This is a genomic window from Methanolobus sp., assembly GCF_030682845.1.
In the GTDB taxonomy this organism is placed as follows: domain Archaea; phylum Halobacteriota; class Methanosarcinia; order Methanosarcinales; family Methanosarcinaceae; genus Methanolobus.
In genome coordinates this window covers 26007-39372 of the sequence record NZ_JAUXNK010000076.1, presented here as the reverse complement: position 1 = coordinate 39372, position 13366 = coordinate 26007, and the positions used below count along the sequence as shown (strand labels likewise).

The window sequence follows — 13366 nt, the reverse complement described above, 5'->3', positions numbered from 1 at the left end:
CCTCAGACTGCGTCCTCAAGCTGTAACCTGGGGGCCACACCAAGGGACTTGATCTCATCAAGCAATAGTTTGAATGCATAACTCATTTCCACTGGATGGATATCTGTTTCAGCACCGCAGTTCGCACAGTATCTGATATTCCTCTTCCTGTCGAAAGTGGCGATCATTCCGCAGTGTCCGCAGACAAGCTCGACGACTTTGTCAGATTCATCCAGTAACCTTTCTTTCAATGTCATTGCAGCGCCATGGCCGATAAGCACATCACGCTCCATCTCTCCGAAACGCAGGCCTCCTTCACGGGCGCGCCCTTCGGTTGGCTGGCGGGTCAGCACCTGCACAGGTCCGCGTGACCTTGCATGTATCTTTGATGCAACCATGTGGTGCAGTTTCTGGTAAAGGATAACTCCTACGAACACGTCCGCACGGATCATCTGTCCGGTGACTCCGTCGTAGAATACTTCCTTTCCTGTGTGGGCAAATCCATGGTTCTTAAGTGCAGCACGCAGGTCATCCTCGTATTCACCGGAGAATGCCGTTGCATTGATACGCCTGCCTTCCATGGAGCCTATCTTGCCTCCTATCATCTCGAGCACGTGTCCTACAGTCATACGTGAAGGGATGGCGTGTGGATTGATGACGAGATCCGGCACCATTCCGGTATGTGTAAAGGGCATGTCCTCATAGGGTACGATGAGTCCGATAACACCTTTCTGTCCGTGCCTGGAAGCAAACTTGTCACCTATTTCAGGCACTCTCTGGTCCCTTATCTTTACTTTTGCAAGGCGGGTTCCATTGATGGAAGCTGTAAGCAGTACGGTGTCCACTACCCCTTTCTCGTTGGAGCGCATGGTGATGGCACTTTCTCTGCGCTGCTCCACGGTAATGCCGAAATCGGATTGTTCTTCAAGGAATCGCGGCGGGCTTGTCTTGCCTATCAGGACATCATTTGGTCCGACAACTGTCTCCGGGTTGACGAGGCCGTCTACATCAAGATTCGCGTATGCCTCGGAGCTGCGAGCTCCCCTGAACTCTGAATCGGGTATCTCGAACTTGTCCTCCTGGCCGCCTGGATATCTTCTTTCTTCTCCCTCAAAGGTTCTCAGGAAATGGCTCCTTCCAAGGCCTCTCTCGATCGAGCCCTTGTTGAAGACCAGGGCATCTTCAATGTTGTGGCCTTCGTATGACATGACAGCTACAACGAAGTTCTGTCCTGCAGGTCTCTCATCGAAGTGGATGGCTTCGCATGTCTGTGTCCTGACCATTGCCTTTTGGGGATAGTGGAGCAGGTGTGCACGGGTGTCCGGCCTGAGCTTTGTGTTGGATGTGGATACGCCTATACACTGCTTGACCATTGCAGCACCCATGGTGTTACGCGGAGATGCGTTGTGCTCCGGGTAAGGTACCATTCCGGTACAGATGCCCAGCATCAGTCCCGGGTTGATCTCCAGGTGCGTGTGTTTTTCTGTTATATCCTTACGATAAAGGGCGATGAATGCGTTCTCTTCCTCCTCGGCATCAAGGTACTCTATTTTCCCTTGTGTAAGAAGTTCGTCAAAGGAGAGGTCTCCTACAGCTATCTGATCATCTTCGTCAGGAGTTACCAGCGCCTGTCCGTTCTCAGTGACGATGAGTGGCCTTCTGGCACGGCCCATGTCTGAGTTAATGATCACTTCGTGGATGTCCTCGTACAGGGTAACATTGATCTGGCTCGAAACTACGCCTGCTCTGCGCTGTTTCCTTATATTCTCCACAAGATCCGCCGGGTCGTTATGTGTGCCTATCAGTTCACCGTTCAGGAACACTTTAGCTTCATTCATCAAGTAATCCTCCCATGTTGTCGTCCAATGTATCGGAATAGTTCGCATATCCAAGCGGTTCCGCATTCTCGTCGTCTATATGCGGGGCGCCCTCTTCATCAATGAATTCTTCCAGTTCTCCGTCGTAACCTGGTATTTTATGGAAGGATGAACGGATCATGGTCGGAGTGACTCCCAGATTATATAGTATATGCTTAATAGATTTGTTCTCGTCGGACCCTGTGGAAAGCTCGACCATCTGGGCGAAGTTCTTCACCAGTCCACAGTTTGGTCCTTCCGGAGTTTCGGAGGGGCAAAGCCTTCCCCACTGTGTCGGGTGCAGGTCACGAGCCTCAAAGTGTGGCTGTGCCCTGGAGAGAGGAGAAATTACACGTCTCAGGTGGGACAGTGTCGAGATGTAATCCGTCCTGTCAAGGAGCTGTGATACGCCCGTCCTTCCGCCAACCCAGTTACCGGTTGCAAGCGGATGCTGCAGGCGGTCAGTGAGCACATCAGCACGAACAAGGGTTATGACATTCAGTTCGCGGTTCCTCATGTTTGCTCTCTCGAGCTGGTACTTTATGTCACGGGACAGCCTGTTGAAAGCTACTCTGAAGAGGTCTTCCATCAGATCTCCTGTGAGCTTAAGTCTCTTGTTGGAGTAGTGGTCCTTATCGTCCTCGTTCCTCTTCTTAAGTGCAAGTTCAAAACATGATTCTGCCATCCTGCCCAGGAAGTTTGCCTTGGCGACCCTGTTGGTGGGTTCATTGCCAAGATGTGGCAACAGGTATCTGTCAATGACGTAGTTGGCACGCTTGATCTGGTAATCTCTTGCCTGACCGGAAGCTACACGGGATCCTATTTTCTCCATTGCTTCTTCTACTGTTGAGACCTCCGCTTCTTCCAGGTTCTCGAACATGAACTTCATTATTTCAGGGTCTGTGGAGACTACTTTGACGAGATCCTCGTCAGTTTCGACACCAAGTGCCCTCATAAGAGTTATGAAGTTGACACGGCCTGATATGGAAGGGAATGAGACTTCAAGGATTGATTTTCGTCCTCTTTCCACGACGACAAGTGCCCTGTATCCTCTTCTCTGCGAGAAGACTTTTGCAACCTCGATCATATCTCCGTATCTTTCTCCGAACTCTGTAAGTATCTTATTCGGAGCAAGGTCTTCCAGTGTCATGACGACACGTTCCGTACCGTTGACTATGAAGTATCCTCCGGGGTCCAGCGGGTCCTCTCCGTACTTCACCATCTCATCGTCCGTTAACTCTGTCAGGTTACATATATCGGATTTGATCATTACCGGAAGCTGACCTATCTTTGCTTCTTGTGGCTCTTTCTCCTCTTCTCCAACAACTACGCTCATCTGCAGATAAAGCGGTGCGGAATATGACAGATTCCTGAGCCTTGCTTCATTGGGATATAACCTTTCGATAGCCCCGTCTGCCTCTTTTACTACAGGGTTCTCTACTCTTATCTTTCCCAGTTTTATGAATGTATCTTCAAGATCCGTCTCTATGATTCTCTGCTCATCGATGATCTTTTGAAGTCCGCTTTCCAGGAATTTGTTATAAGAATCGATGTGATGCTGCACGATCTTATTCTTCGTGAAAAACGAATTCGCTATTTGCCCTTTACTTAACGCTATGATAGCACCCTCTTTATGTAATATGGTAATATCGCAAAAAAATCGTAATAATAATGTCCTTGTTCCTCTGTGAAACGAACAGCCCTACAATTTCACGCGATGACAAGCCGGTAGTAGAACGCTTCGCCAGCAGTCTGGCTCTTACGGGTGATCTTAACAACTTCTCCCGCCTGTGCCCCAATCTCTTTCATCACAGGGTCCTCAACCTTTATTTTTGGAAGCTGTTCTTTCCCGATATTATAATGTTTTAAAACAAGTTTTAACTCTTCTTCCGACATGATCTCATGTTTGGGAATTAATTCATGGTCGAGCAGACTATATTTTCTCTCTGGCACTGTAGTTCCTCCCTCCAAAATGTGAACGTGGACACTCCTCGCAAAATATTGGCGGGCTCGTAGGGATTTGAACCCTAGGCCGTCTGGTTAAAAGCCAGACGCTCTGCCTGACTGAGCTACGAGCCCATTTTGACTGATGTGACTTTGCTGGAGGTACTGCACGCCCATTCTTCGGTGTAGCGGTGACTACAGGTTTACATGGTATATATAAGTTGTGGAGGCCTTCAGTCTCTCGCTCATCAGAGCGTGTTAACGCGTTTTTACTATTTATATTTGTTTATTCGCCATTTTATTTTTATAACTTTAATATATTATATCTGGCAATCTATATATATCATTAATCAGGCACTTTACAAAGTTGAAGGTAATCTCTTCTCAAAACCCGATCTTCCTGCATAAAATAAAGCAGGACTTTTCAGGTCCCGCATTCCCAGCCTTCCATGTATTCAGCCTGTTCGCATGAAAGTTTGTCAATGCTGATGCCCATTGACCTGAGTTTCATCTCCGCTACGCCCATGTCCAGTTCCCTGGGCACGGCATGTACACCGCTTGCAAGCCTGTTCTCAGCTATATATCGGACGCATAGTGCCTGGTTCGCAAAGCTCATGTCCATGACCTCTGCAGGATGTCCGTCACCCGCTGCAAGGTTGACAAGCCTGCCCTCAGCCAGAACGTAGACTTTCCTGCTGCCCAGATCATATTCCTTTATATTCTTCCTTGAAGTATGCACGGACCTTGCCATGGATTCCAGATCCCCTAGGTTGATCTCCACATTGAAGTGCCCTGCATTTGCAAGAATGGCTCCGTCCTTTATAACTTCGAAATGCTCCCTGTTCAGGATGTCCCTGTTACCTGTGGTCGTCAGGAAGATATCGCCTATCTTTGCCGCTTCCTTCATTGTCATGACACTGTTACCATCCATGCGGGCCTCCAGTGCCCTGATAACATCTATCTCAGTAACGATTACATTGGCTCCGAGACCCTTGGCGCGCATGGCAGCCCCTTTCCCGCACCATCCATAACCTGCAATGACCACGTTCTTTCCTGCGATAAGCAGGTTCGTAGTCCTCATAATCCCATCCCATGAAGACTGGCCGGTGCCATAACGGTTATCGAACAGGAACTTGGTCTGTGCATCATTGACTGCTATGACCGGCATCTTAAGGGCTCCGTCGCGCTCCATAGCCTTGAGCCTGTGGATACCTGTGGTAGTCTCCTCGCATCCTCCTAGGATGGCCGGAAGCATTTCAACGCGCTCTGTATGAAGCTTGAATATAAGGTCGGCGCCATCATCTATGGTGATGTCTGGCTTGAAGTCAAGCACCTTATCGATAGCATCATAATATTCCTGGTTGCAGCAGTCGTATCTTGCGTAACAGTCAATGTCTTTGCAGGCATCAAGTGCAAGTGCGACATCGTCCTGCGTGCTCAGTGGGTTGCATCCTGTAATGGCAACCTCTGCCCCTCCTGCCACCAGAGTCTCCACAAGTACCGCGGTCTTTGCTTCCACATGAAGCGCCATGCCGACCCTATGCCCTTTCAGAGGCTTCTCCCTCTCGAACTGTTCCCTTATTGCCGCAAGTACCGGCATATGGCTGCGAGCCCACTCGATCTTCTGCCTGCCGGAATCCACCATTTCTTTTTCACTCATCTGTTATCTCCTCATTTAAACGTTAGTAATATTGATTAAGCGTTAATTCTTGCTACCAGGTCCCGGGAGGTTTGCATCGCCTTCTCAAGGATACCCTGCTCATCAAGGCAGTTAACTATGAAATCTTCCATGAGCACCTTCCCGGCTACGATGGTCGTCCTGACGTCCTTGCCGCTTGCAGCATACACCAGCTGTGAGGCAACATCATAGATGGGTGTGAGGTGGGGTTTTTTCAGGTCCACGATGATGACATCAGCGTTGTAACCTTTTTTCAGGACCCCACTCTTAATGCCAAGAGCTTTTGCCCCGTTGACGGTTGCCATTTCCAGCACTTTACGTGCTGGCAGTGCCATAGGGTCCATTGTGCTGACCTTCTGGAGCAGTGCTGCTGTTTTCATCTCCTCGAACATGTCCAGGTTGTTGTTGGATGCGCACCCGTCGGTTCCCAGACATACATTAGCTCCGATTGCAAGCAGTTTGGATACCGGTGCTATACCGGATGCAAGTTTCATATTGCTAACGGGGTTGTGTGAAATATTGACCCCATGCTCTGCAAGTATCTTTATGTCACCATCGGAGAGCCATACACAGTGCGCTGCAAGTATATCCGTCCCCCAGAAATCGATGCCTTTAAGGAAATGTATGGAGCACATTCCGAATTTCTCTTTCATATGGTTGAGCTCCGCTTCGGTCTCAAGCACGTGGATGTGTATCCTTACATTATCCTTCACAGCCTGCTCCTTTACCCTGATCAGGAAGTCCCTGGAGCATGTATTCGGAGCATGGGGCCCGTACATCGTGGTAATCCTGCCTTCCGCCTTCCCGTTCCATTCTCTGACAAACCTAGCACCCTCATTAAGCTCGGCATCAGCCTTCTCTTTGTTGCCGAAGTCAATCATGCCGTATGAGAGCGCTGCCCTGATACCTGAATTCTCAACGGCCTGAGCAACCCTGTCCATGTGGATATACATATCAGCAAAGGCTGTTGTCCCGGACCTTATCATCTCAAGGCAGGCAAGAAGGCTACCGTTATAGATATCATCGTCTGTGAGCTTTGCTTCCGCAGGCCAGATGCGGTTCTCCAGCCACTCCTTTAATGGCATATCATCTGCATATCCTCTGAAAAGTGTCATTCCTGCATGACAGTGAGTGTTTACCAGTCCCGGCATGACCACGCAACCACCGGCATCTATTACTTTGTCCGCGGTGCTCTCAGTGGACCTTCCAACCTCTTTAATCATGCCATCCTTGATAACGATAACTCCGCCCTCAATGTCCCCTATATCGGGATCCATTGTGAGCACATAAGCATTTTTGATTATGATGTCTGCCATGTTTACCTCTTATTTTTCCTCTGTATCTATACCAGTTCTAACTTCAATTCGTCAAGATACAGGTGCATTATCCTGAGTCTCTGCTCTGCTATCTCTCTTGCAGTTTGGGTATTCAGCCTTTCCATTATCCTGAAAGGCTTCCTTTCCATGTAATCGTAGAACCCGTCAAAAGGATCATCTGTATAAGCGTTCATTGATGTTTCCTTTACAGTCCCGATGGTGCTTTTCAGCGCTCTGAGAGCTCCCATGGAAACAAGCGAGCGGAATATTCCCACAGCTCCAAGAGCATCCAGCCTGTCGGCGTCCTGGAGGATCATGGCCTCGATAGTTCCGGCCTGCATACCTCTGCTGAACCGGTGTGTAAGGATGCAGGAAGCCACGTGATCCACTACGTTCTCTTCCAGGCCCCGGTCTGTCAGGAACTCCCGAGCTATCTCTGCGCTGTAAACAGCATGGTCCCCGCCTTCCTTATGCTCCCTGACAATGCCTGCATCATGGAGCAATGCGGCAAGCTGCAGCACTTGCCTGTCGCCTCCTTCTGTTTCCATGATATGCAGGCAGAGCTTTTCCACGCGCTCTATATGTGACATGTCATGGGTACTTGGCTCTCCTGCAACCAATCCTGAGACAAACTCTCTTGTCTGCACTACCAGATCCATCGTACTCCTCTTTCTTCGGACTGCTGTTTCAATCTTTCCTGAATAGCATAGAGGGCGTCTGCAATAACCTCGCTGTTATCGTATGCTTTGATGACTTCCTCAAGGGATTGCCTGCTGTCCAGTTTCATTTCCTTTGCAAAGTGTATCATGTTCTGCAGTGCCCGTGTGACGTTGTCCACTATGGTAACCGTTGCACTGAGCGAAGTTCTTGAGAGCGGGTTAAGGTCTATGGCAATGACCGTCTTTCCCATTTCTGCCAGTTTCTGGCAGCGATCCCCGTCTTCCAGCGGTACCAGCACCACATCTGCGCTGAAGATCCCTTCCCCGTCCACTATTGCCCGGTCATGGGACAGGTCAAGTCTTTTGTCGCCTTTGCCACCCAGCACCTTTACCGCACCATGGGATTTGAGAAGCTCTATGATCTTATGCACCCTGGCATCGCTTCTGTGGAACAGGTTCACTTCGAGAGCAGCTCCCGTAAAATCTGCAAGGGCCACAAGACTCTCAGGCACAAGGGCGGCTGTGTTTCCGTTCACTGATATGACTGGCCTCTCTGCCAGGAGAATATGTGCAACAGCAGCTCTCTCAGCCACGGCTGCGGATTCAATGGTCTTCTCACCTATGAGATAATCAAACGCCTCTCCCCTGCCCTGTGCAACCAGGCCATGCTGGCTGGTAAAACCCATACGTACGCCTTCCACTATCTTTTCCCTGGTTATGAGGGATTCGTACCTTGGATGGTCCCTGGGAATCTCTGTCATATTCTTATCTCCTCAGATCATTCGAATACTGCCGGGGCTTATCCTGTAGTGCAGCACCTGCCCGAAACAGGAAAGGATCTCCTCAATTTCCGCATCCTTACCATTTGTTCCTATGGCAAAGACCGTATTGCCGAGCATGGCCTGGGATGCCATTCCTCCCGCAGCCTCCACGGCGTCTATGATCTCTGTTATCTTCTCATTTGCCAGTTTTGTCCCTATGGAAAAATCCCTGGCGCAGGTCATGAAGTTCTCTATGCTGGGCCTTACCATAAGTCTTTTCATGGCAGTCTTTCCTGCAGTGTTTATACTTTTCACAGCTTCCTCGTTTCCCAGTACCGAGCTGGTCGGCAGTCTCCCCAGGACTATGCAAAAGACATCTGACTTGCCTGTTGGTATCCTGTCACAGGAGCCGATACCCGGGGCTCCGGGTGATGTTCTTATCACAGCACCGCCCAGCGACTGGGCAACTACATCACCCAGTCCGCTTCGGTTCCTTACTTCCGCTACATGGGCGACCTCATTGAGCTTATTGGCTGTGAGATCAAGTGACAGAATGCGGTTGAGTGCATAGGCTGTACCGAGAGCACCGGCACCGGATGCCCCCAGTCCACATTCTATTGGTATATGCGCAATGCTTTCAACTTTGACCGGTCTGTCAGTAAGCATTTCCACAACAGTCCGGCTGGTGCTGCCTGCAACGTGCTTACAGTTCAATGATATGACTGTCTCTTCGATAGCTTCTCCAATGGTCACAGTGGTCTCAACTCCTTCATTGAGCACTATTCCACAACCAGTGGACCCTTTCCTTACAGGATCCGTATGATCATGCACCTCGAAAAAACCAGTGATATGCGCAGGTGCAAAAGCTCTTGCACTGACCGTATCCTTGCTTGCCATCTAGTGTTTATCCCCTATGGAAAGCATCTGGGTTATCTCATCCATGATGGTGTTTGCTATCACGCTTTTTGGGCCGCTGATGTACATGTGTTCCTTCCTGTCCGGCCTGATCATATATATGCTGTTATCATCGGTTCCCATGCCACCGGCGCTGATCTCATTAGCGATTATCATGTCCAGACTGGAGTTGTTGAGAGTACGCAGCGCACGCTGGAAAAGTTCTTCTTTGCTTATCCCGGTCTCTGCCTTGAATCCGATTATCCTTATTTCCGGATGAGCATCTCTTGCTTCTTTGATTAGCTTGCGTGTAGGCCTGAGCGAAAGCACCGGCTCTCCTCCCGACTTTATTTTTGTTCCCGCTGCCTCCAGTGTGTAATCTCCAATCGCAGCCGCGCTTATCAGCAAGTCATAACCGCTTGCAAGCTCCTCCAGTACTGCGTCTGTCATCTGTTTAGCACTTTCTACGGATATTTCTCGAATACCGTCAATCTCAAGCCTGTTCCTGTGCACTATGGTGACCTCAGCACCTCTTCGGTAGGCTTCCAGTGCCAGCTCGGTTCCCGTTTTCCCCGATGCCCGGTTAGTAAGTATCCTTATAGGGTCCACAGTCTCCGCCGTGGCACCGCTTGTTATCAGTATCTTTTTCCCGCGCAGGCTGTTGCTGCCGATCATGCGCTCGACCCCAAGCACTATCCGGGCATTGTCGCTGATCTTGGCAATACCTTCTTCGACCTTGGGCTCGGTGATGCCTATGCCCCATGACCTTAATTTCTTCATGTTTTCAATCACTGCAGGATGCCTGTACATATCTTCGTGCATTGCAGGCACCACCATGACGGGTTTGCCTGCTCCGATGGCTGTTGTTGCGAAGGTTGTCACCGGTGTGTCATCTATCCCTGCGGCTATCTTCCCGATGGTATTTGCCGTTGCAGGTGCTACAAGTAAAAGGTCTGCACTACCCATATTGCCAAAGAACTCCACATGCTCCACTTTCCCGGTTATCGCGGTGATGACCTCATTCCCGGTAGCGTAGTGCAGGGCCATAGGATTGATTATCCATCCCGCAGCCTCGCTCATGACCGCATGCACATCCGCGCCCCTGCGTATGAGTTCCCTCGCCAGCTCGACCGTGCGCACGGCAGCGATGCTGCCCGTAACTGCAAGTACGATAGTCTTGCCATGAAGCGATTCGGATCTCGTGGATCGTATCCAGTGGGTCGGGTGTCCGTTTGGGATCTGAGGCATATTATATCCTTTTTTGATTAAATAAGTGAATTTTTAGTATTTAAGAGGGGTGGGTAAAAAGAGTTTGATTTATTTATACTCTTTATACTTGTAGTATTTTGTACTTAAATGGTAATGTGCTTATAGATTGAAAAGAAGGTGCATTTACATTGACTCCTCTACCGCTTCCCCGCCCAGCAACCCTCAGCGATAAATACAAGATTCTTGCTCTCTACCGTGAGGTTACTTCACGCCCCCACGGTCTTGTACGTGAAGCCCACGAGATAACAGAAGAATACGTTGATAAGTTCCTCGGGAACAGCCTTGCGGACGGGATCATCTTTGTGGTTGATGATGGCGAAGGCGCCGGGCTCATCGGAGAGATACACACCTATAGGCCCACTCTCAGTGCTCTCTCGCATGTTCTCGAGCATCTTACCGTTGCTGTGTACCCTTCCTTTCAGAGAAAGGGTTTTGGGAGGGCACTTTTTATTGCTATGCTCGATAAGGTAAGGTCGGATCATCCGGAGGTTCTCCGGGTCGAGTTGATAGCAAAGGAAAGCAATCATGCTGCCATAAGCCTTTACAAGTCTCTTGGATTTGTGGAGGAAGGCAGGATGGAGAAGAGGATTAAAAAACCTGACGGGAGTTTTGAGGCCGATGTCCTGATGGTATGGATGAACCCGGATTATAACTGAGAATGTAGCCTTAAACATCATGAAAACAAGCACAGGAACAGAAAAAAGTAAATGGTTGGCGTGAATACATCACCATTCATCTGATAAATATTAATCTTTTACCGTAATCTTTCACGACGCAGCATAACTATTTCATCCTTTTCCCGGTGGTAACTTCCATTTTATTCAGTGATTGTCCATATCTCATATTCCCAATACTCTCTGTCTACGTTCTCATATTATCTAGTGCTTACTGCTTCTTTACTGCCTTAAATCGATATGTTTTAATACTTCTACTTCTACAAAATCATCTTTACAGTGAGGAATCTTTATGTGCATGCTCAAAAATCAAAAATTTCTGATCATATTAATACTGCTGATTGTCGTTTCAGTAGCAGGGTGCAGTTCGGACGACAGTGGTAATGATGATGGTACTGCAAACGTAAATGGTGCAGGAGGTGCCGCTCCAGGTGATGGATATACAAATACCCTCGGAATGGAATTCGTGCATATCGAAGCAGGCACCTTCAGCATGGGCTCTGCTAAGTATGCTGCTTCACAGCCTGTCCATCAGGTAAGGCTGCAGAATTCCTTCTATATCAGTAAGCATGAAGTGACACAAAAGCAGTGGATGGAGGTCATGGACAGCAATCCTTCTGCATCTAAAGGCGATAATAAACCTGTAGAATCTATTTCATGGAACGAGGTACAGCAATTCATAGCCAAGCTCAACGAGAAGGAAGGTACTACCAAGTACAGGCTGCCTACAGAAGCCGAATGGGAATATGCAGCCAGGGCAGGGACAACTACGGAATATTCCTTCGGAGCCATCGATGCCGAGAAGGGTATGACCCTTGCAAATCATGCCTGGTTCAAGGATAACTCTGATGGTGCAACTCATAATGTAGGCCAGAAGCTTCCAAACCCATGGGGGATGTACGATATTCATGGGAACGTAGGTGAATATGTCCAGGACAGCTGGGCTGAAGGCTACAGCAGCGCATATGAAGACGGTAGCGCAGTAGTAAAGAGCGGCAGCACTCTGAAAGTAGCCAGAGGCGGCAGCTGGTCTAGTTTTTCAAATGCATTGGATTCTGCCTATCGAGTCAAAAAAGATGCTCGTGACGGGGATCCTATGACTGGTTTCAGGCTTGTGATGAATGCCTGAACCTTTTTCCTCTCATTTTTATCCCTCTTTTTATTTTCAATTCTTTTGAATGGCTACGTACAAAATAATGTTTGAATACAAACATGATAAGGATAATATCAAAAGGATGGATAGGCTTTTTATATAAAAATTTTATATTGATATTTCGAATGACAGAAAAGGGCAAGACAGAAAAAGGTAAACTTGCAGATAATATCAATTCTCTTTTTGGCAGGTACACGGGAAAAGAAAAACTGGAAGAAGAGATTGACAGACTTCACTCGCATATCGTTGAGCTCAGGCTGGATATCAGTACCCTGCAGAGAAGGATGGATAAGAGTGCTGAGAATGAAAAAAAGGCTGTGGCAGCCAAACAGGTTGCTGAAGAAAATCTGAATATTGCAGAGGTGAGGGTCCGTACCCTGGAACACGAACTTGAGATCCAGAAAGAGACATGTCCTTCGCAGGCAGCCTATCGCCTTGTTGAAACGCTCTCCCCGCGCAAGGCACAGGACTACATGCATTCTTTGTCTTCCATGAGGTCGCCTTCTGCTGATCTGCTGACAATTTATGTACCATCGGATCATTCCCTGTCGAATGAGCTTTACAGGGGCATACCCGAAGGCCAGATAGACCCGGAATCCTTACAGCTTATACAAAAGATCGAATCCTCAAACGGGTGCGTGCTTTTCTATGACCCGGGGCACATGGTGAATGAACTGGTCATTCCCCCATTCCCTGTGGAAAATGCAGTTTGGCAGGCAGGAGACTCATTCAATGTCACACCTTTGAGCATGCTTCTGGACAGGGAGGAGGCAACCCTTGTCATAGTTGCACATGCAGGTGAGTCTCTGGCAGGTTACTCCCGGGATTCCCGGACATTTGATTCATATGAGATCATCCGTAGCAACGTAAAATCAAAACACTCAAAGGGCGGGTTCAGCCAGAGACGCTTTGAACGCCTGAGGGATGAAGAGGTCGTGCACCATGCGGAAAAAGTGCGAAGTGCTCTTGTAAATATACTGGGGTCCCTTGAGGAGTCTCCTGATTACCTGCTGATCTGCGGCGACCAGCAGGTGGCAAAAATGATCACAACAGGCATAGCAGAAGATATTCCACGACTTTTATCATCTGCGGATGTGCGTATAGAAAAGCACAATCCTGATGACATATTGAAGCAAATGCTTGTTCTCAGGCGCTACAAATTATAAGTAAGCAAATAAATGTT

At 48.7% G+C, this 13366-nt stretch carries 12 protein-coding genes and 1 tRNA gene; 3 read left to right on the top strand and 10 right to left on the bottom strand.

Annotation, left to right across the window (positions count from 1 at the left end):
- Positions 1-2: 2 nt before the first annotated feature.
- From rpoB to coaBC, 10 genes are all read right to left on the bottom strand, one after another.
- A complete protein-coding gene (gene rpoB / locus Q8J68_RS10610) occupies positions 3-1817 on the bottom strand; it encodes a DNA-directed RNA polymerase subunit B (RefSeq protein WP_305311494.1) in 1815 nt (604 codons plus the stop codon).
- The gene (locus tag Q8J68_RS10605; protein ID WP_370867630.1) at positions 1810-3399 is read right to left on the bottom strand and encodes a DNA-directed RNA polymerase subunit B''; all 1590 of its coding nucleotides are present in this window, start codon (positions 3397-3399) and stop codon (positions 1810-1812) included. Before Q8J68_RS10605 ends, rpoB begins: the two co-directional genes overlap by 8 nt.
- A gap of 146 nt (positions 3400-3545) precedes the next feature.
- Positions 3546-3788 (bottom strand): DNA-directed RNA polymerase subunit H, encoded by a 243-nt coding sequence (locus tag Q8J68_RS10600; RefSeq protein WP_305311493.1) that lies wholly within the window; start codon positions 3786-3788, stop codon positions 3546-3548.
- Positions 3789-3837: 49 nt separating this feature from the next.
- Positions 3838-3914 (bottom strand) — tRNA-Lys (locus tag Q8J68_RS10595).
- A gap of 289 nt (positions 3915-4203) precedes the next feature.
- Complete coding sequence (locus Q8J68_RS10590) at positions 4204-5439, bottom strand: adenosylhomocysteinase (protein WP_305311492.1); 1236 nt, start codon at positions 5437-5439, stop codon at positions 4204-4206.
- A 35-nt stretch (positions 5440-5474) separates the two neighbouring features.
- A complete protein-coding gene (locus Q8J68_RS10585) occupies positions 5475-6773 on the bottom strand; it encodes an amidohydrolase family protein (protein WP_305311491.1) in 1299 nt (432 codons plus the stop codon).
- Between the two features lie 26 nt (positions 6774-6799).
- Positions 6800-7432, bottom strand: coding sequence for an HD domain-containing protein (locus Q8J68_RS10580; RefSeq protein WP_305311490.1), 633 nt, complete (start codon positions 7430-7432; stop codon positions 6800-6802).
- Positions 7420-8193, bottom strand: coding sequence for a 4-phosphopantoate--beta-alanine ligase (locus Q8J68_RS10575; RefSeq protein WP_305311489.1), 774 nt, complete (start codon positions 8191-8193; stop codon positions 7420-7422). Before Q8J68_RS10575 ends, Q8J68_RS10580 begins: the two co-directional genes overlap by 13 nt.
- A gap of 12 nt (positions 8194-8205) precedes the next feature.
- Positions 8206-9090 carry a pantoate kinase gene (locus Q8J68_RS10570; protein ID WP_305311488.1) on the bottom strand — a complete coding sequence of 295 codons (885 nt, stop codon included), beginning with the start codon at positions 9088-9090 and terminating at the stop codon, positions 8206-8208.
- Positions 9091-10335, bottom strand: a complete 1245-nt coding sequence (gene coaBC, locus Q8J68_RS10565) for a bifunctional phosphopantothenoylcysteine decarboxylase/phosphopantothenate--cysteine ligase CoaBC (protein WP_305311487.1) — start codon at positions 10333-10335, stop codon at positions 9091-9093.
- Positions 10336-10484: 149 nt separating this feature from the next.
- Between coaBC and Q8J68_RS10560 the strand changes: the two genes are divergently transcribed.
- From Q8J68_RS10560 to Q8J68_RS10550, 3 genes are all read left to right on the top strand, one after another.
- On the top strand, positions 10485-11012 hold the full coding sequence (locus tag Q8J68_RS10560; RefSeq protein WP_305311486.1) for a GNAT family N-acetyltransferase: 528 nt from the start codon (positions 10485-10487) through the stop codon (positions 11010-11012).
- 316 nt (positions 11013-11328) lie between these two features.
- Positions 11329-12159 (top strand): formylglycine-generating enzyme family protein, encoded by an 831-nt coding sequence (locus tag Q8J68_RS10555; RefSeq protein ID WP_305311485.1) that lies wholly within the window; start codon positions 11329-11331, stop codon positions 12157-12159.
- A gap of 149 nt (positions 12160-12308) precedes the next feature.
- Positions 12309-13349: a Vms1/Ankzf1 family peptidyl-tRNA hydrolase gene (locus Q8J68_RS10550; RefSeq protein WP_305311484.1), complete on the top strand. Its 1041-nt coding sequence runs from the start codon at positions 12309-12311 to the stop codon at positions 13347-13349.
- The last annotated feature ends 17 nt before the right edge of the window (positions 13350-13366 follow it).

Coding starts and splice junctions, on each gene's coding strand:
- rpoB (WP_305311494.1), bottom strand. CDS start 1,817: ATGAATGAAGCTAAAGTGTTCCTGAACGGTGAACTGATAGGCACACAT.
- Q8J68_RS10590 (WP_305311492.1), bottom strand. CDS start 5,439: ATGAGTGAAAAAGAAATGGTGGATTCCGGCAGGCAGAAGATCGAGTGG.
- Q8J68_RS10585 (WP_305311491.1), bottom strand. CDS start 6,773: ATGGCAGACATCATAATCAAAAATGCTTATGTGCTCACAATGGATCCC.
- Q8J68_RS10580 (WP_305311490.1), bottom strand. CDS start 7,432: ATGGATCTGGTAGTGCAGACAAGAGAGTTTGTCTCAGGATTGGTTGCA.
- Q8J68_RS10575 (WP_305311489.1), bottom strand. CDS start 8,193: ATGACAGAGATTCCCAGGGACCATCCAAGGTACGAATCCCTCATAACC.
- Q8J68_RS10570 (WP_305311488.1), bottom strand. CDS start 9,090: ATGGCAAGCAAGGATACGGTCAGTGCAAGAGCTTTTGCACCTGCGCAT.
- coaBC (WP_305311487.1), bottom strand. CDS start 10,335: ATGCCTCAGATCCCAAACGGACACCCGACCCACTGGATACGATCCACG.
- Q8J68_RS10555 (WP_305311485.1), top strand. CDS start 11,329: ATGCTCAAAAATCAAAAATTTCTGATCATATTAATACTGCTGATTGTC.
- Q8J68_RS10550 (WP_305311484.1), top strand. CDS start 12,309: ATGACAGAAAAGGGCAAGACAGAAAAAGGTAAACTTGCAGATAATATC.